Raw genomic sequence first — 23,415 nt, forward strand, 5'->3', positions numbered from 1 at the left:
GCAATCCTTACTGGTTAGCCGGCGTTGGGTTTAATTCAGCGCTGGGCGCGGCCGAACTGTTTTCCACAATATTTACCACGGCGCCATTGCGCAGCTTCAATAAGCCTGAGGTCGCCACCTGCTCACCAGGCTCCAGACCTGCGGTCACGGCAATCAAATCACCACGGGCTTCGCCGGTGCGGATAAAGCGCTGTTGCGCCACCTGTTGACCGTCCTGTTCGGTAATCACAAACACTGAGTTGCCATAAGGATTAAACTGCACTGCTGTTTGTGGGATCAGGGTAACAGTGTTGGGTTCACCTGTGGTCATGCTGACGCGCGCGAACATACCTGGACGCAGTAACTGCTCTGGGTTAGCAAAGGTGGCCTGCACTTCGATACTGCGGCTTGACTCGCGAATACCCGGTGCCACCGCAGTGATTTCACCTACAAATGCCTGTTCAGCATAGGCATCCACCCGCACTGTTAACGGCTTACCGACTTCAATCAACGCCAATTGCTGCTCGGGCAGGGTAAAGTTCAGATAGATAGGATCCAGCGATTGCAAACTGACAACAGGGGTGCCGCCAGTGAGTAACTGCCCGAGACTGACCTGACGAATACCGGCCACACCATCAAAGGGCGCATACAGCGATTTTTGCGCAATCCGTGCCTGCTGTGAGGCGACAGCAGCGCTCGCCTGAGCGGCTTCACTTTCGCGCCGACGCAGATCCAGCTCCGAGACGCCTTTATCGCGGAACAGCCGTTCCAGACGGCTTTGCTCCAGCTTTGCCAATTGCTCAGCGGCCTTTAACCGTGCCAGCTCGGCCTGATCAACGCTGTCGTCCAGTTGCACTAACAGCTCACCTTTTTTAATCAGGGCGCCATTCTCAAAGCGAATGCTGCGGATAATGCCACTGGCTTCGGTGGTAAGCTCGGTGCTGTTAACTGCGGCAAAGCTGCCGATGGCATTGACGGCAGGTTGCCAGGCATCACGGCTAACAGTGGCTGCGGTAATAGCAGCCGGTGGCATCGGCATATTGTCGAAGAATTGATTCATAAAATAATTACCGACGGCTTTAAAACCAAAGATACCGCCGAACAGCACTGTTACCAGGACAAGCATAATAATCATACGCTTAAGCATGATGTCTCCTTACAAGGGCAGGCGCCCGATTAACTAAAACTAAAAATCTGTTATACATTTAGCGGGTCCACATTAAGCGGGCACAGGTTATGAAATAACTGCTCAACGCGTTGTTTTAAATCCTGAATTTGCGCGGTCAAGGTTGCTGTATCGGTAATATCCAACAAGGGTTGCCACTGCATACCATTTAATAGCAGATGCATATGGCGATAACGTTGCAACGAATCTTTGTTTAAGCCAAAGGCTTCAAACAGGCCAGCGGTTTGTTCCAGATTGTGACTGCCACAGCAGAGCGCCCAGGGCGCGATTGACAGTTCCAGTGCTGAGCACTGATGATCGGGTAGTTCACCGGCGTCAATGGCCGCGCGCACTATGCCGCTTACCAGCGCGGACAGCGGCTTGCTATTATCCAGGATCAGCTGCCGGCGACTAGCAGAGGCGTTTTCCCAGACCACCTCGGTAAAGACATATTGTTCCAGCCTGGCATGGCTGGGGTGATACTGGCGCGCCAAATCTTCTGCGACACAAAGTGCCAGGATTTTGTTGCGGTGTGGGATCGCCAGTGCCGCTATCTGTTCAAATAACCGCAGTTGGTTGCAACCGTTGCGGGCCACTAATGCCAGCAATAAATCTTCTTTCGAACTGAAATGCTGATACAGGGTGCCGGTCGCGTATTCACAGGCTTTCGCCAGTGGCGCCATCTGCAGTTGCAAAATACCATCGCGGGCAATCAACTCAGCGGCTTTATCCAAAAACAATTGTTCACGGGCGGCGCGCTGGCGTTCTTTACGTTCGTTTACCGTCATAGGATCTGTAGCTCTTATAAACAGGTTCGAATTATGAACCTGATTCAAAAAATGAGCAAGGCTCAAATTATCTACCGCGTAAAAAGTTGATCCAGCTTGCTACCCAGAGCTGAAAAATTCGCTATAACTATCAACAACACTTTCAAGCCAAGGAGTAGTAATGACTATTAACACTGTCGCTGAATTGATGACGCCCGATCCGTTATCGGTAAAACGGGATGCCACCCTAAAAGACGCGCATGATCTGATGCGGGAGAAAAATATTCGCCATATCCCGGTGATTGATAGTAATGGTGAATTGATTGGTATGTTGACACAAAAAGTCATGATTGCCGCAGTGATGAGCCTGCTGGCGAAGTATGGCGCCACTGCGCTGGAGCGCAAGGAGAAGCAGCAATTAGTAGCAGAATTAATGCTTACTGATTTTGCTACCGTTACCCCGGAGCAAAGTCTGCAGCAGGTGGCCAGTTTCTTCGTACAAAACCGCCATGGTTGCTTGCCGGTGGTGAACAGTCATAACAAATTGCTGGGCATTTTGACCTCATCGGATTTTGTGCGCCTGGCCGCAGAATTGCTGGAACAACGCACATAAAAAAACCTCTGCCGCGGCAGAGGTTTTACTGTTAAGTTAGCGCAACAGGCTTAGCCTGAGCGGTGAGTGTTTGCTTATAGTACACCCATTTCCTGCAGCAAATTGTCGGCTTTGTCGACGATTTGCATCTGCCACAACATAAAGCGCAGATCGACCTGGATTGAACGGGTATTTGCCGGGTTGAAATCCCAATCTGAGATAATCGAATCCAGGGTACCATCAAAGGCTAAGCCAACAAATTCACCCTTGCTATTCAGGATCGCCGAGCCGCTGTTACCACCGGTAATATCCAAAGTAGCCAGATAGTTTACCGGTACCGAGTTCAGGCTGTCTTTGCCATAAGCACCATAGTTTTTCGCTTTGATCGCATCCAGCTGATTTTGTGGCGCATTAAACTCGCCCTCGCCGGTGGCTTTGGCGGTGATACCACGCAAAGTGGTAAAGGCGGTCCAGGCATTACCATCTTCGTTACCATGACCACGGCCCTTAACATTACCAAAGGTCACCCGCAGGGTGCTGTTGGCATCCGGATAAACGGCTTTGCCCTGCGATTGCATAAAGGCAATTTTTGCACGCATATAGCTGGCGTATGCTTGCTGGATCTTACCGGCTAGCTCTTCCTGCTCGGCTTCACGTTTCAGATCCGCTTTATACAAGGCCACGGCAGCGTTAACAAAAGGATCCTGTTTGCCAGCAAAGTCCAGTGGGCTGGCGCTTAACAGTGCCAGTCGCTCAGCCTGTTCGGTCAGCTTAGTATTGGCATACCAGCTGTCGATCAGCGCAATTAAGGCAGCTTCTGACATATTGTCCTGAATACCCATAGCTTTATCAAAGTCAGCATTACGCTGCTTTTTCGGCTGGGCGGCATATTTTTTCAGGTTATGCAGATCCAGGGCTTTTTCAACCTTAACGTCAAAGGTTCTGTCCATACCGGCCATAAAAGCCTGGAAGCGCGGCAGATCGCGTTGTTGGAAGCCTGCTTTACGTTCTGCGTCTGGTTTAGTGCTCTCATTAGCCAGCCGGTAAAGGCTGCGGGCTGTGCCCAGCAAACGTGGCGTGGCATTAGCCAGTAAGAAATTACTGCGGCCTTCCGTTTGCTGTTGCTCTAACAGCTTTTCGATGGCGGCTAAATCTTTGGCATAGGCTTGCTTGTTGGCACGATCACCGTTGACCCAGTTTTTTAGCGCCTGATGTTCGGCCTGCTTACGCTGTAAAAAGTCGCTTTGTGCATAGCTATCCAGCATACCCTGGCGATTTTTCAGCACGTTATTTAAACCAGCGACCCGACTGGCATATTTCAGCGCCGCATCGCGATCATTGGCGGTTTCACGGCCGATAATCTCTAACAACTCACCCAGATACTGCACCGTAGTGGGGTAGCTCCAGTCAAAGGTGTCGGCAACTTCTGACGGTAAGCGGTGGCGGTTGGTGCGGCCGGGATAGCCCAGTGCCATCACAAAATCGCCTTCTTTTAAGCCGTCTTTAGCCAGTTTCAGGTGGAAGTCTGGGGTGTAAGGCACGTTATCTTTATGGAAGTCGGCAGACTTACCATCCGGGCTGACATAGGCGCGCAGGAAGCTGTAATCGCCGGTATGGCGTGGCCACATCCAGTTGTCGGTATCGCCACCGAATTTACCAACGCCTTCAGCCGGGGCATGCACCAGGCGGACATCTTTAATTTCCAGCTGTTTAATCAGGTAGTATTCCAGCGAGCCATAAAACGCTGCCACGGTGCAGCGGTGACCGGCATCTTGCTCACAGTCAGCAACGATGGCTTTCTGATTTGCTTCGATAGCATCAAGGCGTTTTTTACCGGTTAATTTTGCGGTCTTGGCATCGATAACGCGCTCAGTCACCTTGTCTACGGCCTTGGTGACAAAGATCCGGCTACCTGGTGCCGCTGGCACTTCGTCGGCCAGGGTTTTGGCTAGAAAGCCATTTTTTAGCAGGTCATTTTCAGCGGTGGAATTATGCGCAATGCTGTTATAAACACAGTGATGGTTAGTGGCAACTAAACCCTGTGGTGAAACAAAAGACGCTGAACAGCCGCCCAGGCTAACAATAGCCGCCATCGGGAATTCGGTCAGTTTAGTCAGGTTAGCCGGATCCAGTTCAAGGCCAGCCGCTTTTAATTCCGAGGCAATTTCTGGCAATTGTTGTGGCATCCACATGCCTTCATCAGCAAAGGCCAGGCTGCTGGTCATTGCCAGTAACAGTAAGGTTTTTTTCATAGGTTTGTTCTTTATGGTTATGGGGAAAAAAGCACGCCATCTTCCGCTCTGCCAGCGCGCCTTGTCAAGGGACAGACATTTTCTGTTACAAAATGTCTGCTGAACCGGAATGTCGAACATTAGATTGGCTTGATATATGATAACTTTCGGTGCAAAAAATCCGTCATTATTTTCGCTGGCCTGCGGTTTTCAGCTACACTAGAAAAAGTAAATAAAAGACAAGTGCTTAGTTTTTTATTTCGGTACTTTCGATTGTATTAGCCCCGTTATATGAGGTCTTTATGAAAAAAACCGCTGTTGCGCTCGCGATTCTGACCGCCAGTGTTGCTGCCCCGGTGTGGGCAGACGTTACCATCAATGGCTTTGCGTCAATCAAAGCCGGGATGACTACCGGTAGTGATGAATCTTTATATGGTTATGATAAAGATATTGATTTTAAAAATGAAAGTTTATTCGCATTACAGATAAAGTCAGATCTGGGCGAGAAATTATCGATAACGGGGCAGCTGGTTGGCCGTGGTAGCAAAGACTTTGATGTTGGCTTTGAGTGGGCGTTTTTGACCTATCAGCTGGCGGATAATATGCATATTAATGCCGGCCGTTTACGTACACCGTTTTTTAAATTCTCTGATTTTAAAGATGTCGGTTATGCCTACGACTGGTTGCGGGTGCCGCAGGGCGTTTACGGGCTGGGTTTTGACAATATCGAAGGGATTTCATTTTATCGTACTGCACAGCTTGGTAGTGTTGAGTCAACGTTACAGGTAGTAGCGGGTGGTTATGATGGTAAGGCGACCATCAGTGGCGTAGAGGTCGATGCCGAAATAAAAAATATTCTCGGTTTAAGCTGGGAATTGACGCAGGGTAATCTGAGTGGCCGGGCGGCTTATTTAGTCGGTAAAATGACGGCTGCAGCCGAACAAGTGAGTTTGGCGCCGAATTTTACCATTGGTAATCTGTTTACTACGCTCAACAGTATTGGCCGCAACGATATTGTAAAAAGTGTGGATATTCAACGTGAAGATGGCAGCTTTCTGGGACTGGGTCTGGCCTATGATGACGGCGACTGGATCCTAGTCAGTGAATATACCAAGGTTAAGGTGAAAGATACCTTTATTGCCGATCAAAATAATTACTATGTCTCGGTGGGGAAGCGCTTTAATAGTTTCACTCCGTACCTCTCGTATGAAGTTGAAGATAACAACAGCCGCGATCAGATTTATCTGCCTTACCAAGGTGTTTTGCCGCCTCAGTTATTGGTACCGCTGCAAGGATTAGTGCGTACGCAGGAGCGCGACGCCAAGACCTGGAATCTGGGGTTGCGCTATGATTTCCATCCGGCGGCAGCCTTCAAAGCACAGTACTCTTCTGAGAAAAATGACACTACGGGTCAGCGCGCCGGTGTAGTGGCTGTTGGTGTTGATTTAGTGTTTTAAGAGGTTGTTATGATTAAAAAACTGATAATAATTGCCGCAACAGTCTTTGCTTTGCCGGCACTGGCACAAATCGCGGTGATCGTGCATCCATCTAATAGCGCCAATCTGACCAATGAAGAGTTAGTGCGGATTTACACCGGACGCTCCAATGCCTTTAATGCCGTTAATCTGGCGGAGACTGTGCCACTTCGGGCTCAGTTCGACGAAAAGGGCGTGGGCCGTACCTCGGCGCAGTTAAAAGCGCACTGGTCTAAGTTGGTTTTTACCGGCAAGGGTACACCGCCGACAGAGCTGGCGAGTGAGCAGGAGGTGCTTAATTTTGTTGCCAGTAATCCGCAGGCTATTGGCTATATCAGTGCCGCCAGTGTATCTGATGCAGTAAAAGTTGCGCTAACCATCAACTAACTGATCGTCCGGCGCCATTGGCGCCGGACTAAAGAGTCGTACCGATGAAGAATTTATCCATAGTGGCAAAAATCTGGCTGGTAATAGGGTTGGCAGTGATCGCCTTTTCGACAGTTGTAGCGGTCAGTTTGTTTTTTACCAGCAAAAATAATGCAACGACCCACAATATGCGTGACTTTATGTATGAGACCGCCAAACTATCTTCGCAGGCTCGTACCAGTTTTGTCTCATTGGATGAGTTTTTTACCCAGGCCGTGACGCTGTCTGATCCGGATTTGTTAGCCACTGCCAAACAAAATCAGCAAAGGATCAGCGATATGCTGACCCGGTTACAAAACCTGAACCCGGAGCGCAGCACGACCTTACAGCAGCTGCAACAGGAAGCCCAAAGCTACGCCGAATTATCTTCGGCGATTGCGCAACAATTTATTGATGGTGACGCCGATTTTGAGCAGATCCAGCAGCAGGTCAGTCGCAAAACCGCACTGTATGAAAAAGTCTATGCCGAGTTAACACAATTTGAGCAGCAGTCCGATCAGCGTTTTGCGCAATCTATTGATGCGGTGTCAGATAATTCCGAGCGAGCTCTGACCGTGATTTTATTGCTTGGCGGGGTTTTACTGGTAACCACGGCTGGCCTCGGGCACTTTATCGCCAACCGCATTAGCCAGTCAGCGAAAACCTTAGGCAGCTCATTAGCAGAATTGGCGAGTGGCAAGGGCAATTTAGCCAGCCGTTTGCCGGTGCAGGGCGATGACGAGCTGGCAGTGGTAGCGCGGGAGTTTAATATTTTTATCAAGATGTTGCAGTCGTCTTTTAATGAGCTGGCACAGGCTATAGATCCCTTGACACAGAGCTCTGATCATTTATCGACTGGCATGAAGGCATTAGAAGGACGCACAGCGGAGCAGAGTGCTGATTCGGAAACCGTAAGTCAGAGTATGGCCGAACTGCAATTGTCGGTGAAGGATATCAGTCAATCAGCCAATGAGGCGGCTAACTCGGCCGAAAAAGCCAGTCAGTTGGCGAAACAGGGTTTTGATAAAACCAGTAATGCGGTCAATTTTTCCCGTGGTTTATCCAGTGAGATTACTCAGGCGCAGAGTGTAATTACTGAACTGGCGGAAAAAACCAAAAATGTGACCCAGATCCTCAGTAGTATTAATGCCATAGCGGACCAAACCAACCTGCTGGCATTGAACGCAGCCATTGAGGCGGCACGAGCCGGTGAACATGGACGGGGATTTTCGGTGGTTGCTGATGAAGTTCGCAATTTGTCGGGTAAAACGGCACAGTCAGTGGTTGAAGTACAGCAGGTAGTCGGCGAACTGACACAAAATGTCAGTAAAGCGGTAAGTATTATGCAGCAAGCGGTAAAGAATGCCGCTCACTCGGCTGAGTTGGCGTCAGATGCAGGCAGCTCTATTGAGCAGATCAGCGGTGAAGTGCAGCAAATCAGTTTACTTAACGCGCAGATCGCTGCAGCCACCGAAGAGCAAACCATGGTTGCGGAGCAAATTGTCGCTAATACTGCGAAGATGCTCAGTTCCTTCAGTAGCTCGAAAGCCATTCAACAGGATGTGCATGGTATTGCTGCTGAGTTGCAGGCACTGGCGCAGTCATTGCAAACCATCAGCAGTAAATTTGAGACCTAACCGTTATACCAGCAGAGCTGTTGTCCGCTTTGCTGTTTAGCTTGATACATCGCGTTGTCGGCCCGGAGCAGGATTTCCTCAGCGAAATCCAGCTCACCATGAAACAGCACCATGCCGATACTGCAGGTGCACTGATAACTAGTATTACTCTGGTCGGTCAGGGTGAAGGGTAAATTCAGTTGCTCAGTAATTTTTTCTGCCAGTTGCTGTGCTTGTTCTCTTGCTTCTGCATATTCAGCAAGTAATTCCGGTAATAAAACAATAAATTCATCGCCACCCAGGCGGGCCACGGTATCGGTTTGCCTAACCAGGCTTTGTAACCTTATGCCAAATGCCGCAACAGCATATCACCGGTTTTATGTCCATAAACATCATTTACGGGTTTAAAATTATTCAGGTCCAGAAACATCAATGCACCATACCGCTTGCTTCGTTTACTTAATGCTAATGCTTGCTGTATCCGCTCATCTAATAACCTGCGATTCGCGAGCCCTGTTAATTGGTCATAAAACGCCATGTGACGGATTTTCTCTGCAGCGTTAAAGCGACTAATGGCCAACTCAGCCAGATTACTGAAAACCCGCATTTTTTCAGTAAAGGTTTGATCGGGTTTAGCGGGTTGGCGCTGGTAAATACCAAAGGTGCCCAACACCCGTTGCCCGGCATCTTTAATCGGAATCGACCAACAGGAGCGAATGCTGGCCAAATCGACCAGTTCACGATAAGCCTGCCAGTTGGGGTGGGTGTACAGATCTTCGGCAATTAAAATCTCACCGCTATGCGCTGCAGCACCGCAGGAACCAGCCATCGGGCCGAGTTTTAAACCATCAACTGCTCTGTTATAAGCTTCAGGTAAGGACGGCGCTGCACCATGTTGTAGCCGGCCGGTTTTGTCATCCAACAACAACACCGAGCAAATTAACCCCGGATATTGTTGTTCAATCTGTAGTACCAACTGCTCCAGAATATAGGGTAGGGGCGCGTTCTGACTAATTAAACTGAGGATCTGATTCTGCATCTGCAGCTCAAGAGTGCGGCGTTTGACTTCCTGTTCAACCCGCTCCAATAGTTGCTGGCTTTGCGAATGGTTATAACTGAGTTCAGCTATCTGCTCCGCCATAGTACTGATTAAATCCAGCATCGGCTTAACTTTCTGTGCCGGAATAATCGGTATTCTAGTTATCGCATCCAGATAACCAGCCTGATCAAAGTCATTTTCTGCTGCCTGCTGCCGGAAAGACGCCAAATCCGGTGGTTCCTGAAAAAACTGCCCGATAAACACATTCGCCAGATGGCGGCCGTTAATACGAATTGGCGCCGCACAGTCGGTTAAACCATTATGACAACGGTAGACAGCTTGCTGTTGTTGTTGCAGCAGCTGATTTGCTAATACCGTGTCACTTTGCAGACAATTATGCAGGGTGCCAGGTTGTTGGCGATGAAAATTTAAACAAGCATGTTGCCATTCGGAGGAGGCTAAGACTTTGCCCTGTAAATCGATCAGCGCTATGGTGACACCGAGTGCCTGTTGAAAGTTAGCAAAAATCGTATTCAGACGGGGTAAATCGAGCGAGCAGGCAAAAGTATGGGAGGCCACAGTGTCTTCACCGGCGCTGAGATTCCACTTCGCAATCAGCGGCGGCTGAACAGCCTGATCTGATGCCTTGGGAGATTCAGAGTGTGACATGTTTTGCTGTGAACTACAGCCTCCGTTAACAGCGGCACTGGGCCTAGACGCAGCAAGAGACAATCTCTGTGCCAGTCTAGCTTTAGGTATAGCACAAGATTATTAGGGCGCCAGTTCTGAACCGCGCCCTAACGCCAGTCTTTCTGGCTTATTAACGTTGTTGCAGACGGTGCTGTGTCTAACGATGCCGTTGCTTTAAAATCGCAATCACATCGGCCAGCTCCAACTGCTGGCTGCGTAGCAGTACCAGCAGATGGAACAGTAGATCAGCGGCTTCGTTTTTCAGCTCTTCGCGATCACCAGCCATCGCTGCCAAAGCCGACTCGACGCCTTCTTCACCGACTTTCTGCGCGATACGTTTCACGCCCTTGGTAAATAAACTGGCGGTATAGCTGCTTTTCGGATCGGCACCCTCACGGCTTTTAATCACTTGCTCTAAGTCATATAAAAACGCCAGCTGTGGGCTATTGGCGTCATTATCGTGCCAGCAGGTTTCTGTGCCAACGTGGCAGGTTGGCCCTTGCGGCAGCGCCAATACTAACAGGCTGTCACTGTCACAATCGCTGTCGATGCTGACCAGCTGCAGGGTGTGACCCGAGCTCTCGCCTTTGGTCCACAGTCGCTGCTTGCTGCGGCTAAAGAAGGTGACATTGCCGCTTTGTAATGTATGCTGCAGCGCATCCGGATTCATATAGCCTTGCATTAGCACCTTGCCGGAGATGGCATGTTGCACTATCGCCGGTAACAGTTGGCTATCGGGCCAGCTAAGCTGGCTGATTTGTTGTTGGTTCATTCAAGTGTCTCTTATTTCGGAGTCGACTAAGGTTATTGCGAAAAGAGCCTACACCAATGCTCTGCACTCCGTTACCCGCTAAGACTCCGTACATTTTTTCTGCGACACGCCATAAACCATCCCTGGGGCTCGATTCCGGCCATCCATGGCCTCCAACGGTCGCAGAAAAAAGTACATACGCCTTAGCTTTTTACCGGTTTATGCTCGGGTTTTGCTGCTTCGTTCAAACGCTCAAGGCCGAATACTAATCCCATCCGCAATTAACTTCGCTTTTAGCTCGCTGATCTGAATAATACCCTTATGAAACACACTGGCCGCCAGGGCGCCATCGACATCTGCGGTGCTAAACACCTCGGTAAAATGCTGCATAGTACCGGCGCCGCCACTGGCAATCAGCGGTACCCGACAAAGATCCCGGATACTTTTTAGCTGTGCTAAATCATAACCCTGCCGCACGCCATCCTGATTCATACAGTTCAGCACAATTTCACCGGCACCTAAGCGCTGTACCTCGGCGACCCAATCGCGGGTCAGCCACTGGGTTTTTTGGGTGCGGCTTTCATCACCGGTAAACTGATACACCTGATACTGGCCGGAGGCGACATCAAAAAAGCTGTCGATACCGACCACCACGCATTGCTGGCCAAAGGTTGCATTCAGTTCGGCTATCAGCTGTGGGTTGGCCAGGGCCGGGCTGTTAATCGACACCTTATCGGCGCCCATTTCCAGAATTTTGCCGGCATCGGCAACCGACTTAATACCGCCCGCGACGCAAAACGGGATATCAATGACCTCGGCTATGCGCCGGACCCAGCTTTTATCGACTACCCGGCCATCACTGGAGGCGGTAATATCATAAAACACCAGCTCATCGGCACCGGCTTCAGCATAGCGCTGCGCCAGCGGCACGATATCGCCGATAATTTCATGGTTACGAAACTGTACGCCTTTGACCACCTTGCCATCGCGCACATCTAAACAGGGAATTAACCGTTTTGCCAGCATGCGATCGCCTCCTGCAGTGTAAATTTACCTTCCAACAGCGAGCGGCCTAAGATCACGCCGGCCACACCGGAGCCAATCAGCGCCTGGATATCACTGAGCGCACCAATACCGCCCGATGCCTGCCAGGCCAGTTGTGGGTACTTGCTGCATAGCTCACGATATAAGGCAACATTAGAGCCGCTCAGGGTACCGTCTTTACTGATATCGGTACACAGCACATGTTTAGCGCCGGCCGCGATATAACCATCTAACACCTGTTCCAGGGTGACACCGGACTCTTCAATCCAGCCATGGCTGGGCAGGGTTTTTTCGCCTTTGGCGTTAATGGCGACATCCAGCGCCAGCACGATCCTCTCACCGCCGTAAGTTTTGATCCAGCTTTGCACCAGTGCCGGTTCGCGAATGGCTAAGCTACCAATCACGACGCGGCTGGCACCGGCTGCCAGTAAATCTTTTACGTCCTGCTCAGTACGCACTCCGCCGCCGACCTGAATTTGCAACGGCGAGTCGGTCATCAGTTGTGTTAATAGTGTAAGTTGGCGTTTGCTGGCATCTTTGGCACCGGACAAGTCCACCACATGTAATAGCGGCGAGCCGGCTGCGGCGTAGCTGTCGCGCAGGCTAATGGGGCTAAACTCGTACTCGGTGGTTTTATCATAAGCGCCCTGATACAGGCGGACGACTTTGCCGTCGATTAAATCTATGGCCGGAATAATCACAGCTGCCACTCCAAAAAGTTTTGTAATAAACGCGCCCCAACTTTGCCCGAACGCTCGGGGTGAAACTGGGCACCGGCGACATTATCTTTACCAATTACCGCAGCAAAGTCAGAACCATAGTGGCACTGTGCTAAGCTGTATTGGCTGGGAACCACCGCAAAGCTGTGCACAAAATACAGATAATCTTGCGCAGTAAAGCCCTTTAACAGCGGATGCTGGCTAATGCTATGCAAGGTATTCCAGCCCATATGCGGTAAGCGTAAACCGGCGGCGTTAAGCGGTGCCACTTCGCCCGGAATTAACCCAAGACAAGCAACATCGCCTTCCATGCTATGGGCGGTCAGCAGTTGCATGCCCAGACAAATGCCCAGTACCGGCTGTTGTAAGCCTTGTAAGGTGCTGATTAAATCACGCTCAGCTAGATTATGCATCGCCGCCTTAGCGGTACCGACGCCGGGTAAAATTACCCGCTCAGCTTGTTTGATTATTGCAGCGTCAGCACTGATCACCGGCTCCACGCCAAGGCGTTTTATGGCAAAATACACCGAGCTGATATTGGCACAGCCGGTGTCGACAATAACCAGCTCAGCCATTACAGCACTCCTTTTGAGCTTGGCAGCGCTTCACCGCTAACGGTAATGGCCTGGCGCAGGGCGCGGCCAAAGGCTTTAAATAAGCCTTCCACCATATGATGCTTATTGCCCGGCGTAATGCTCAGGTGTAGTGACATCGCCATCGCATCGCTCAGTGAGCGGAAAAAGTGCGGTACCATCTCAAGGTTCAAACCACCGACACTGCCTTCGCCCAGTTCGGCGTTAAAGACAAACAGCGGCCGGCCGGATAAATCCATTACGCATTCTGCCCGGCACTCGTCCATTGGCAGCACAAAGCCAAAACGGTTAATGCCACGCTTATTGCCCAGCGCCTGCTTTAATGCCTGACCCAGCGCCAGGGCGGTATCTTCCACGCTGTGATGATCGTCAATATGCAAATCGCCTTTTACCGCAACCTGCAACGAAAAGCCGCCATGGGTGGCAATTTGCTCCAGCATATGGTCAAAAAAGCCCACGCCGGTGTTAAAGCTGTTGTTGCCGCTATTATCCAAATCAACCTTAACCTTAATATCGGTTTCGCGCGTCACCCGGCTGACTTCAGCTTTGCGGCCACGGCTTAACAGTTGTTTGGTGATGTCGGCCCAGCCCAGCGTGTCGCGGTTATATTGAAATGACGGTAGACCCATATTTTCGGCCAGCTGCACATCAGTTAGCCTATCGCCAATCACATAGGAATTGGTAAAGTCGATTTTGCCTTGCTGCAGATAGTCTTTTACCAGGCCCAGTTTCGGCTTGCGGCAGCTGCAGTTATCACTGTCAAAGTGCGGGCAAATCAGCACATCGTCAAACTGGATCCCTTGCGAGGTTAACAGCTGCATCATCTTATTGTGCGGCGCGTCGAAGGTATCACGCGGGAAGCTGCTGGTACCCAGACCATCCTGATTGGTCACCATCACCAGCCGATAACCGGCCGCCTGTAATTTTAACAAGGCCGGCACCAGACCTGGCTCATAAGCCAGTTTTTCCAGACTATCCAGTTGCTTATCAATTGGCGGCTCTTCCACCATGGTGCCATCGCGGTCGATAAATAAAATAGGTTGGCCACTCATGCGCTTACTCTCTTATTCGCTGAAAAATAGTTAAGCATTGCCTGTTTAAGGCGCTGCATCTCATCCGGGTTGCCAATGGATACCCGCACCACCTGGCTTAAACCCAGCTGCGAGGATTGGTTGCGGATCAGGATATCCTCGTTAATTAGCGCGGCGACGCAGGCCGCGGCATCAGCCACCTGCAACAGCACATAGTTGGCATTGCTGGGCCAGACTTTTTGTACACCCTCTAAGCCTCGGGCAAACTGGCAAAACTCCTGGCGCAGCTGATTAATGGTCGCCACGCTTTGCTGCATTTGTGCAATACCCGCCGGAGCTAAAGCCTGAGCGGCGATTTGCGCAACCGGCTCGGCGATAGGATAAGGCGCAATGAGCTTTTTCAGGGCGTTAATTACCTCAGGGGCGGCCAGGGTAAAGCCACAGCGTAACCCGGCCAGGCCAAAGGCTTTGGACAGGGTACGCAGTATTACCAAATGCGGGTAACGGCTTAGCAGTGGCACCACAGAAGCACTGGGCGCAAATTCAATATAGGCTTCATCGACGACAACCAGCGCCTTACCCTGAAACTGTTCCAGCACGGCGATAATTTGCTCGCGCGGGATCAGGTCGCCGGTCGGGTTATTCGGGCTACAGATAAATACCAGCTTAGGCGTGGTGGCAAAGATACCGGCCAGATCCAGCTGCTCGTTATTCACCAGTAATACCTTGTTAACGGCGGTTTGATTACTCTCGGCGCTAATCGCATACATGCCATAAGTGGGTGGACAAATGGTAATGCTATCTTGTTTTGGTTCACAAAAGCTGCGGATCAAAAGCTCAATACCTTCATCGGCCCCCCGGCTGACCAGTACCTGCTCTGGCGCGACACCGGCATAGGCGGCATAGGCATCAATGACGGCTTTGGGCTGACAGGACGGATAACGGTTAAAAGTGCCATCCAGCTGATAGGCCGGTGCCAGCGCATTTTCATTGGCATTAAGCCAAACCGCACCGCCACTCATGCTGCTACGGGCTGAGGCATAAGGCACTAAGTCCTGTACCAGTTGCCGGGCCAGATCGCTGACGCTGTTATTTTTGCTGTCTTTGGTGTTAGTGCTATTGATCGTATTTGTTGTGCTCATCATGCTGCTCTGCCTTAATTCTGTTCTTGTGCTGCGCTTTCTAAAGCCGCTAAGCGCAGCCGTACGGCGTTGGCGTGCGCTTCTAAGCTCTCTGCTTCGGCCAGCGTAACAATCGCCGGGCCAATATTGCGCATACCGGTGGCCGACAAGCGCTGCACTGTGTAGCGGCGGAAAAAATCACTCAGCGACAAGCTCGACACGGTACGGCTATAGCCATAGGTTGGCAGCACATGGTTGGTGCCGCTGGCATAGTCACCGGCCGACTCCGGCGTCCACTGACCAACAAAGATGCTGGCGGCGCTGGTAAATTGCGCGGTTAAGGCTTCGGCATTGGCGGTTTGCACAATTAAGTGCTCCGGCGCATAGGCATTAGTCACGGCTACTGCCGTGGCCTGATCCGGCGTTAAAATAGCGCGGCTGTGCGCCAGTGCCTTGGCGGCAATCTCTTTACGTGGTAAGGCCGCCAGCTGTGCTGAGAGCTGCAACTCCACCTGATCGATCAGGCTCTGGCTATCGCTAACTAAAATGACCTGTGAATCCGGGCCATGTTCGGCCTGTGATAACAAGTCGGCAGCAATAAAGGCCGGATTGGCCAGCGCATCGGCCAGCACCAGCACTTCAGACGGGCCAGCAGGCATATCAATCATTGCACCACGCGGATCCTGACTTACCTGCTGCTTGGCTTCGGTAACATAACGATTGCCGGGGCCATAGATTTTATCTACTTTGGCAATCGTCTCAGTGCCATAGGCCAGCGCGGCGATCGCCTGGGCGCCGCCAATAGTATAGATCTCGGTAATACCACAGAGGTTAGCGGCATAGATAATTTCCGGTGCAATATCCGTCGCAGCCGGTTTGCCCGGCGGAGTGACCAGCACCGCACGCGGACAAGCCGCTAATTGTGCCGGTACGCCAAGCATCAGTACTGTGGAGGGCAGCGGGGCGCTGCCGCCGGGAATATAGAGGCCAACACTTTGGATCGGTTGATTCTTTAGCTCACAAATCACGCCAGCGCTGGTTTCAACTTCGATATCGCGCGGCAGCTGGGCGGCGTGAAACTTGCGGATATTGTCGTAGGCCAGTTCAATCGCGGCTTTGCGCTCCTGACTTAGCAGACTTAACAGCCGTTGTTGCTCATCGAGACTGAGCTTAAGCGGGTTATTATCCAGTTTGTCAAAGCTGGCACTGTAAGCCCGTAAGGCCACATCACCTTCGCTTTGTACCTTAGCAATAATCTCACGCACCTGGGGTGCCAGAGCTGCGGCATCCGGCAGCGCCGGGCGGGCTAATGCCTGTTGCTGTGCGGAAGAGTCTAACGTCGCCCAATCGATACGTTGCATGATGTTACTCCATCATCTTCTCAATCGGCAGCACCAGAATAGAGCTGGCGCCAAGTGCTTTTAACTGCTCCATGGTTTCCCAGAACAGGGTTTCGCTACTGACCACGTGAATGGCGACCACATCGTTATTCCCCGCCAGCGGCAACAGTGTTGGGTTTTCGGCGCCAGGTAACAGTGCAATCACTTCATCTAAGCGGGAGCGTGGTGCGTGCAGCATAATGTATTTACTTTCATTTGCCTGCATCACGCCCTGAATGCGTGGCATCAGTTTTCTAATCAGTTTTAGCTGACCGGCATCTGTCAGGCCTTTGCGCTGAATCAGTACTGCTTTGCTGCGGTAAATCACTTCGGCCTCTTTTAAACCATTGGCTTCCAGCGTGGCGCCGGTAGAGACCAGATCGCAGATCGCATCGGCCAGGCCAGCGCGCGGTGCCACTTCTACTGAGCCGGTGAGCATCACGATGCGGGCATTGACGCCTTGTTGTTTTAAAAAGCGTGCCAGTAAGCGCGGGTAAGTAGTGGCAATCGTTTTGCCATCGAGGCTTTGTACACCCTGGTAGTTTTCCTCTTGCGGCACGGCAATTGATAAGCGGCAGCCGCCAAAATCCAGTCGTGCCAGCACCTCATAGTCGAAGTTTTCCTGATCTAACTGGCGCTGTAGTGATACTTCTTCCAGCACGTTTTCGCCGATAATGCCAAGATCACAGACGCCATCCATTACCAAGCCCGGAATATCGTCATCGCGCACCCGCAAAATATCAATCGGCATATTTTCGACATGAGCAATTAAGCGCTGTTCACGTAAGTTAATTTTTAAGCCACAGCTGCTAAGCAGGGCTTGCGAGTCCACGGACAGTCGCCCGGATTTTTGCATCGCGATACGTAAACGTTTACTTTCAATGGCCGGACTCATACGTCACTCCTGATAGTCGAAAAATAAAAAACCTGAAAACAAAAAACCCCGTGGCACTGGCCTGCGGGGTTTGATATGACAGTATCCACCGGAGGCCTTAGCAATAGCCCTCCGCCTAAGCCGGAAGGCTAGGTGCTATGATGATGGTGCAGTGATACAGTGAACAGTGTCATGGGTTAATCCTGTACGTTAGATGCTATACAAGTTACTCCTGGCAAGCCTTGGTTGCAACTATTATTTTCAGTGGCAAATACGGCAATGTTTTTTAATTTATTTATTAATCAGTGATTTGTATTTTTTCGGCTTGTTTCGCATTAAAGTTTATCAGTGTTTAAAGTTCAAGACTGGCAACTAATTGCTTGTTTTATGGTCAGGTTGTATAGTCAATATTGCTGATTAAAGTTTAGGCTAATGCAGTCGATAACAGTATGGTATTGCAACTTAACACTTTACGGCGGCCACGTTTTTAACACAGGCAGGAGGAATGATGGACGTTTTTATGCCCTTTATTCAACGCACCCCGGGAACCCCTGTCGAACAGGATCCACGGCAGGTGCTGCCTGTGTTTAAAGAAGCCCGGCTGGAGCCGCTAAAACGCAATGAGCAAAAGTTTTTAATTCTGCGCCGCTTTGCCAAAAAAGCGCCGTCAGATGACTATCCGCCAGCACCCTACACCACGCCAGAGGAAGAGCAGCACGTCGATAAAGATGGCCATGTGGATATTTTTATCTGATTTTTGGCGCTGACAAGGCATAATAGCCGGCAATTGCTTTGTATTTTGCTTCTTTCTTCGTCTGGTTGAAGCCTTATTACTATTCTGGAGCTGCTGTGCTGCGTTTTTGTGATGCCGTTACCCGAGGTACTGATGTCGGCTAAGGTCAAACATGCCTTTGCCGAACAGGGCACCCTGGCAAAACAGATCCCGGGCTTTAAGCCGCGTGCGGCGCAGCTGGAGATGGCACAGGCCGTAGCAGAAAGTATCTCGGCCAATGGTGTTTTGGTGGTGGAAGCGGGTACCGGTACCGGTAAAACTTACGCCTATCTGGTGCCGGCACTGCTGTCCGGTAAAAAGGTGATTTTATCAACCGGCACCAAAAACCTGCAGGAGCAGCTGTACTTTCGCGATCTGCCAACGGTATTACAGGCGCTGGCCCTGCCGGTAAAGACTGCGCTGTTAAAAGGGCGCGCAAATTATTTATGTCTGTTTCGCTTAGAGCAGCATTATCAACATATCCCTAGTGCTGATCCTGAGCTGATTAATGACCTAAGCCTGATCAAAAAATGGGCCGCGGAAACGCAAAGCGGTGATATCGGTGAGCTCAGTTATATCGCCGAAGACTCGCGGGCGCTGCCTTATGTCACCAGTACCACCGATAACTGCCTGGGTAAAGACTGCCCGGTGTATGAAGACTGCCATCTGCTAAAGGCGCGCAAAGAGGCACAGGCAGCTGATCTGGTGGTAGTCAATCATCATTTATTTTTTGCCGATCTGGCGCTGAAAGATACCGGCTTTGGTGAGCTGTTACCTGACATGGAAGTGGTGATCTTCGACGAAGCGCATCAGATCCCGGATATCGCCAGCGATTATTTTGGTGAGCATTTCTCCAGCCGGGTGTTGCTGGATCTGTGTAAAGACTTAGAGCAAATCGGCAAAACCGAACTGAAAGATCTGATCCAGCTAAGTAAAGCCGCCGATAAACTCTACAGCCTGACCCGCGACTGGCGGTTGCAGTTTGCCGCCGAGCCAGCGCGTGGCAACTGGCGGCAGGCCTATCAGCAAAGCAATATGCAAACGGCAGTGATCCGCATTAATGATGCGCTGGAGATGTTGTATCAGATTGTAAAAAGCAGTCTTGGACGCAGTCAGGCGCTGGATAACTGCTATGAGCGGCTGGCGCAGCTAAAAAGTCAGTTACCGAAATTGCTGCAAACCGAGCAAAGCGGTGTCAGCCTGTGGTTTGAAACCAGCCGCTTGCACGTGACATTGCATTTAACGCCGCTGAGTATTGCCGATAAATTTCAAAAACTGGTATTTGCCGCTGAACGCAGCTGGATCTTCACCTCGGCCACGTTGTCAGTAGATGAAGGCTTTGCTCATTATCAACAGCAAATGGGCCTAGACGGTGCCCGTACGCTGTTGCTGGAAAGCCCTTTTGACTATGCGCAGCAGGCACTGCTCTGTGTGCCACGGTTTTTACCCGAGCCACATGAGCCGGCGATGGCGCATGCTTTGCTCAGTTTAGCTGTTCAGTTGATCCAGGCGAATAACGGCCGCTGTTTCTTTCTGTTTACCAGCCATCGTATGCTGCAGTGGATGGCGGGCGCCTTGCCGGAGCAGATCCGTCAGCCGGTGCTGGTGCAGGGCAGTACCGGTAAACGTTTGTTATTAGAGCAGTTTGTGCAGCTGGAAAATGCGGTGTTATTGGGTACCGGCAGTTTCTGGGAAGGGGTGGATGTACGGGGCGATACCTTAAGCTGTGTCATTATCGACAAGCTGCCCTTCGCTTCGCCGGACGATCCCTTGCTGCAGGCACGCAGTGAAGACTGTACAATGCGCGGCAAAGATCCGTTCGCCGAGGTCCAGTTACCCCAGGCGGTGATTACGTTAAAGCAGGGCGTCGGGCGGCTAATTCGCGATGTCAGCGACCGCGGTGTGCTGGTGATCTGTGATAACCGGCTTGTGACTAAGCCCTATGGCGCCACGTTTTTAAAGAGCCTGCCACCGATGCGCCGCAGCCGCGATCTGGCTGAGGCCTGTCAGTTTTTACATGCTATGCAACAGGATAAATGATGAAGTTTTTAGCCCTGGATACCTCTACCGAAGCCTGTTCGGTCGCTTTAGCTCTGGATGACCAGATCTTAGCGCTGGATGAAGTTTGCCCGCAGCAACACAGCAAACGCATTTTACCTATGGTACAGCAGCTGTTAAGCGATGCTGGCGTCAGCCTTTATCAGTTAGACGGTATTATCTTTGGCCGTGGCCCCGGCAGTTTTACTGGCGTCAGGATTGGCGTGTCCGTTGCCCAGGGCCTGGCTTTTGGCGCAGATTTGCCGGTATTCGGGGTGTCAACCCTGGCGGCGATGGCACAGGCGGCAGTACAGCAAAACGCCACAGAGGTGATTGCCGCTATTGATGCCAGAATGGCGGAAGTCTATATCGCAGCTTATGCGTTAGATGAAGCAGGGTTAATGCAAGCGATAACGCCGGAAATTGCGGCTAAACCGGCCGCTTTACCTGAGGTTTTGACCTCACTGTCTTTTACCTCACAGCTGTTGGGGGTGGGTACCGGTTGGCAAACTTATCCGCAGGCACTGCAGCAACTGGCCCCAGCACTGATTTCTGAGACGATTCTGTATCCATCAGCGCAGTTTATGCTGCCATTTGCCAGCCGAGCCTGGCAGCAACAGTTATTTGTCAGCGCCGAGCAGGCCGAGCCGGTCTACGTACGCGATGACGTCACTTGGCAAAAACTCCCTGGCCGTTGAGATTACAGAAAGAGCTGTTGAAACAGATAATACAGGCATAAGGATGTAAGATTAAAGGCAACATGAAAAGCAACAGATGCAGATAAACCGCCCTTAACATAGGCGAAACAAAGCATGAGGCTGGTGATATAGCTAATTGAAAACATAAAAATATTAAAACTAAGGTCTATCTTTATTCCAATGTGAAAAAGGGCAAAAAGTGATGAGATTATTATGGCTCCCAGCACTTTTGCATTTTTGGTCTCACTCATCCAAATCTGGTAACCAAGGCGTCTGAAAATGAGCTCTTCAGCGAAAGGACCAATCAAAATTACCATCAATAAAACTGAAAATGTGAAATCAGGGAACACTGATGAGCTGGTATGCACTGATGATACCAAGCCGAAATAATGCACTGCAATATTGGTGATCATGGCAAGCAGTGAAGAACAACCACCAATAAAGAAAAACAGTAAAACATATTTTTTATCTGGAACGGGTACTTTTTTATGCCAGATGTCATAGATTTTACCCGTTGACTTACTTGATAAAAAGTAGAATGTATGTGACAGGATTATTGCAAAAACGAAAAATATAAGCTGATCATTAATCCCGAAAAACTCAAGCTTCTTTGATACTGAGCTGGCTAAAATATTGCATCCATGTTCATTTAAAATATTTATTAGCTCAAGCGAATGTTCAAACTCTTGATTAAAAGTATATTTGAAAGGGGTTTTTCGATAGAAATCAATGCTATATGTCGAGTCATCAGACATGATTAGCCGAGCGCTCTGTTCAAAGTCGTAAAGTGCTGTTACGTTTTTTGCGTCGCAGTGTTGCACAGTAAAATTGAAATTTATCTTACTGCTAAATGATGAGCCTGACTTGTTCAATAAAGAAAATTGAATGACTGTTGCCAAAATAATTATAGATAAAACAATTAAGTAACTCATAATTATTTTTTTTGCACAACCTGTCAGGCTCATCATGCTGCATTTCCTATTAAATTATTTATTGAGCTGAGGTATAGGGCTGACCAATCACAAGTGCTGAGCCTGGATTAAAGAGCATTGGCAATCCATGAATTAGTGGGCCACTCCAACTGCCATAAACAGGAAAACTGCTAATTAAATTAGGTGTTTGGGGGCAGGGATTACATGAGCAAGAGGCATCAATCGCACCTGCAATACATTTATATGTATAACTTTGCACCCCACAATTGCATACTCTATTGCAATATGCTACTGCACTTGCAGCGCTTCCACTGCATGCAATGTGGTTAGCTAATACTACGACTACAGGAACAATTAAATGCCCCCAAGCTGGAGTTTCATTCTCATCATCACTAAAGCCAAACTTACTTTCTCTTATGCTTTGTGAATAAATACTCTTGCTGAGAGATTCAAAAATGTTTTCTGCAGAGAAAGTGAAGTATTGAGTATCATTCCAAACGTCAATTTGACCATTAGATGCCGTATAATCAAATTTTTGTTTTTCATGAAAAATATGACCATTATAAACGGATTGCTTGACTCCGCATTTTTGTGCATCGGAGTTTGTCAAGCTATTTAGTAATTTATGTTGCTCTATATCTCGGATAACATCATAGAATAAATCGTATTCCAACTTTGAACTAAAAATGCTAACTCCAGTTTTATCTACAATTAACTTCCAATCTGGATTTCCAAAGCAGCTTGCCGAAAAAACTACTATCGACAGGATAAGTGTATAAAAAAAACTCTTCATGACAACCTCCTGTTTATTAGTTTGCCAAATGGCTTATTTAGTGTGTAAAAAATGTGAATCTTGTCAAGTTTTGTTGTTATTTTTTTAATTTTTTTCTGGGGTATTGATTCTGAATTTTTTTAGTTTTTCTTTGAGAGGGAGTAACTAAATTACTCTTGAGAGAAGTGACTTGGCAAAAACTGCCAAGTTGTTGAGGTCGAATAGAAGGGGGTAAAACTGAGCGTTAACTGCCGCCGAGGCGGTCACGCAGGCGTTTACGTAATTGATCTTGTAATGTGCCCATCTGCGCATTTAATAACTACTCCGGTGAGGCTTGTATTACTGTGCTGTCTGCATCTTGTTGCCGGATGAATTGCAGCCACTATTGTTGGCCAGCTAACTGCTGTTGCAAGAGATTATCCAGGCTGTGCGTAGCCGGTTTTGCAATTGTGCGACTTTTTGTCTGGCTTCACCCAGTAAGGCATCGCCAATCATTTGATCCAAGCTGGCGCGAATAGTCACCTCAGGCGCTTACACTGGGGATGCCGTATCAGGCCTTGCTTTTTGCCTTTTGCATCTGTGCTGCTTCAGTTTCGCGATGCTAAATTTCAGATAAGGCCATGGCTGGTCAAGTTCTATTGAGGTTACTTTTCAGGAAATCCGGGACAATCAGCTTGGGTATGCTATCGAAGAAAAGATGCTTCAGCGTTTGCCGCTCGCTAATAATTTGCAA

General features: G+C 49.8%; 20 protein-coding genes and 1 pseudogene. 7 read left to right on the top strand and 14 right to left on the bottom strand.

What is annotated here, in order from left to right; all coding sequences use genetic code 11:
• Nucleotides 1-7 precede the first annotated feature (7 nt).
• Nucleotides 8-1,126 (bottom strand): efflux RND transporter periplasmic adaptor subunit, encoded by a 1,119-nt coding sequence (locus AEST_RS05480; protein WP_008607618.1) that lies wholly within the window; start codon nucleotides 1,124-1,126, stop codon nucleotides 8-10.
• Nucleotides 1,127-1,176: 50 nt separating this feature from the next.
• Complete coding sequence (locus tag AEST_RS05485; protein WP_008607619.1) at nucleotides 1,177-1,932, bottom strand: TetR/AcrR family transcriptional regulator; 756 nt, start codon at nucleotides 1,930-1,932, stop codon at nucleotides 1,177-1,179.
• Nucleotides 1,933-2,092: 160 nt separating this feature from the next.
• Between AEST_RS05485 and AEST_RS05490 the strand changes: the two genes are divergently transcribed.
• Entirely contained in the window at nucleotides 2,093-2,524 is a 432-nt protein-coding gene (locus AEST_RS05490) for a CBS domain-containing protein (protein ID WP_008607620.1), read from the top strand.
• Between the two features lie 74 nt (nucleotides 2,525-2,598).
• On the opposite strand, the gene AEST_RS05495 is transcribed toward AEST_RS05490, so the two are convergent.
• Entirely contained in the window at nucleotides 2,599-4,755 is a 2,157-nt protein-coding gene (locus AEST_RS05495; protein WP_008607621.1) for a S46 family peptidase, read from the bottom strand.
• Nucleotides 4,756-5,036: 281 nt separating this feature from the next.
• Between AEST_RS05495 and AEST_RS05500 the strand changes: the two genes are divergently transcribed.
• From AEST_RS05500 to AEST_RS05510, 3 genes are read left to right on the top strand one after another with little or no spacing between them, the layout of a single operon-like run.
• Nucleotides 5,037-6,191, top strand: a complete 1,155-nt coding sequence (locus tag AEST_RS05500) for a porin (RefSeq protein WP_008607622.1) — start codon at nucleotides 5,037-5,039, stop codon at nucleotides 6,189-6,191.
• A gap of 9 nt (nucleotides 6,192-6,200) precedes the next feature.
• On the top strand, nucleotides 6,201-6,596 hold the full coding sequence (locus AEST_RS05505) for a substrate-binding domain-containing protein (protein ID WP_008607623.1): 396 nt from the start codon (nucleotides 6,201-6,203) through the stop codon (nucleotides 6,594-6,596).
• Nucleotides 6,597-6,640: 44 nt separating this feature from the next.
• Nucleotides 6,641-8,251, top strand: coding sequence for a methyl-accepting chemotaxis protein (locus AEST_RS05510; RefSeq protein ID WP_008607624.1), 1,611 nt, complete (start codon nucleotides 6,641-6,643; stop codon nucleotides 8,249-8,251).
• Here the strand turns inward: AEST_RS05510 and AEST_RS05515 are convergent.
• The 9 genes and pseudogenes from AEST_RS05515 to hisG form a co-directional block, all read right to left on the bottom strand.
• Nucleotides 8,248-9,938: pseudogene (locus AEST_RS05515) on the bottom strand (PocR ligand-binding domain-containing protein). The gene AEST_RS05510 and the pseudogene AEST_RS05515 overlap by 4 nt on opposite strands.
• A gap of 178 nt (nucleotides 9,939-10,116) precedes the next feature.
• Nucleotides 10,117-10,731, bottom strand: a complete 615-nt coding sequence (gene hisIE / locus AEST_RS05520; RefSeq protein WP_008607629.1) for a bifunctional phosphoribosyl-AMP cyclohydrolase/phosphoribosyl-ATP diphosphatase HisIE — start codon at nucleotides 10,729-10,731, stop codon at nucleotides 10,117-10,119.
• 231 nt (nucleotides 10,732-10,962) lie between these two features.
• Nucleotides 10,963-11,736 carry an imidazole glycerol phosphate synthase subunit HisF gene (hisF, locus tag AEST_RS05525; RefSeq protein ID WP_008607630.1) on the bottom strand — a complete coding sequence of 258 codons (774 nt, stop codon included), beginning with the start codon at nucleotides 11,734-11,736 and terminating at the stop codon, nucleotides 10,963-10,965.
• Nucleotides 11,718-12,455, bottom strand: a complete 738-nt coding sequence (gene hisA / locus AEST_RS05530) for a 1-(5-phosphoribosyl)-5-[(5-phosphoribosylamino)methylideneamino]imidazole-4-carboxamide isomerase (RefSeq protein ID WP_008607631.1) — start codon at nucleotides 12,453-12,455, stop codon at nucleotides 11,718-11,720. Before hisA ends, hisF begins: the two co-directional genes overlap by 19 nt.
• Nucleotides 12,452-13,048: an imidazole glycerol phosphate synthase subunit HisH gene (hisH, locus tag AEST_RS05535; RefSeq protein WP_008607632.1), complete on the bottom strand. Its 597-nt coding sequence runs from the start codon at nucleotides 13,046-13,048 to the stop codon at nucleotides 12,452-12,454. The genes hisA and hisH overlap by 4 nt, the downstream gene beginning before the upstream one ends.
• The gene (gene hisB, locus AEST_RS05540; RefSeq protein ID WP_008607633.1) at nucleotides 13,048-14,118 is read right to left on the bottom strand and encodes a bifunctional histidinol-phosphatase/imidazoleglycerol-phosphate dehydratase HisB; all 1,071 of its coding nucleotides are present in this window, start codon (nucleotides 14,116-14,118) and stop codon (nucleotides 13,048-13,050) included. Before hisB ends, hisH begins: the two co-directional genes overlap by 1 nt.
• Nucleotides 14,115-15,239, bottom strand: a complete 1,125-nt coding sequence (gene hisC / locus AEST_RS05545) for a histidinol-phosphate transaminase (RefSeq protein ID WP_008607634.1) — start codon at nucleotides 15,237-15,239, stop codon at nucleotides 14,115-14,117. The genes hisB and hisC overlap by 4 nt, the downstream gene beginning before the upstream one ends.
• A gap of 14 nt (nucleotides 15,240-15,253) precedes the next feature.
• Nucleotides 15,254-16,579 (bottom strand): histidinol dehydrogenase, encoded by a 1,326-nt coding sequence (gene hisD, locus AEST_RS05550; RefSeq protein WP_008607635.1) that lies wholly within the window; start codon nucleotides 16,577-16,579, stop codon nucleotides 15,254-15,256.
• A 4-nt stretch (nucleotides 16,580-16,583) separates the two neighbouring features.
• The gene (gene hisG, locus AEST_RS05555; RefSeq protein ID WP_008607636.1) at nucleotides 16,584-17,492 is read right to left on the bottom strand and encodes an ATP phosphoribosyltransferase; all 909 of its coding nucleotides are present in this window, start codon (nucleotides 17,490-17,492) and stop codon (nucleotides 16,584-16,586) included.
• 487 nt (nucleotides 17,493-17,979) lie between these two features.
• Between hisG and AEST_RS05560 the strand changes: the two genes are divergently transcribed.
• From AEST_RS05560 to tsaB, 3 genes are all read left to right on the top strand, one after another.
• Nucleotides 17,980-18,225 carry a hypothetical protein gene (locus AEST_RS05560; RefSeq protein ID WP_008607638.1) on the top strand — a complete coding sequence of 82 codons (246 nt, stop codon included), beginning with the start codon at nucleotides 17,980-17,982 and terminating at the stop codon, nucleotides 18,223-18,225.
• 111 nt (nucleotides 18,226-18,336) lie between these two features.
• On the top strand, nucleotides 18,337-20,283 hold the full coding sequence (locus AEST_RS05565; RefSeq protein WP_008607640.1) for a DNA repair helicase YoaA: 1,947 nt from the start codon (nucleotides 18,337-18,339) through the stop codon (nucleotides 20,281-20,283).
• The gene (gene tsaB, locus AEST_RS05570; RefSeq protein WP_008607641.1) at nucleotides 20,283-20,978 is read left to right on the top strand and encodes a tRNA (adenosine(37)-N6)-threonylcarbamoyltransferase complex dimerization subunit type 1 TsaB; all 696 of its coding nucleotides are present in this window, start codon (nucleotides 20,283-20,285) and stop codon (nucleotides 20,976-20,978) included. The genes AEST_RS05565 and tsaB overlap by 1 nt, the downstream gene beginning before the upstream one ends.
• Nucleotides 20,979-20,980: 2 nt before the next feature.
• On the opposite strand, the gene AEST_RS05575 is transcribed toward tsaB, so the two are convergent.
• A complete protein-coding gene (locus tag AEST_RS05575; RefSeq protein WP_008607642.1) occupies nucleotides 20,981-21,946 on the bottom strand; it encodes a CPBP family intramembrane glutamic endopeptidase in 966 nt (321 codons plus the stop codon).
• A gap of 22 nt (nucleotides 21,947-21,968) precedes the next feature.
• A complete protein-coding gene (locus AEST_RS17140; protein WP_008607643.1) occupies nucleotides 21,969-22,703 on the bottom strand; it encodes a hypothetical protein in 735 nt (244 codons plus the stop codon).
• Nucleotides 22,704-23,415: the final 712 nt, after the last annotated feature.

The organism is Alishewanella aestuarii B11, assembly GCF_000280055.1.
GTDB classification, from domain to species: Bacteria; Pseudomonadota; Gammaproteobacteria; order Enterobacterales; family Alteromonadaceae; genus Alishewanella; species Alishewanella aestuarii.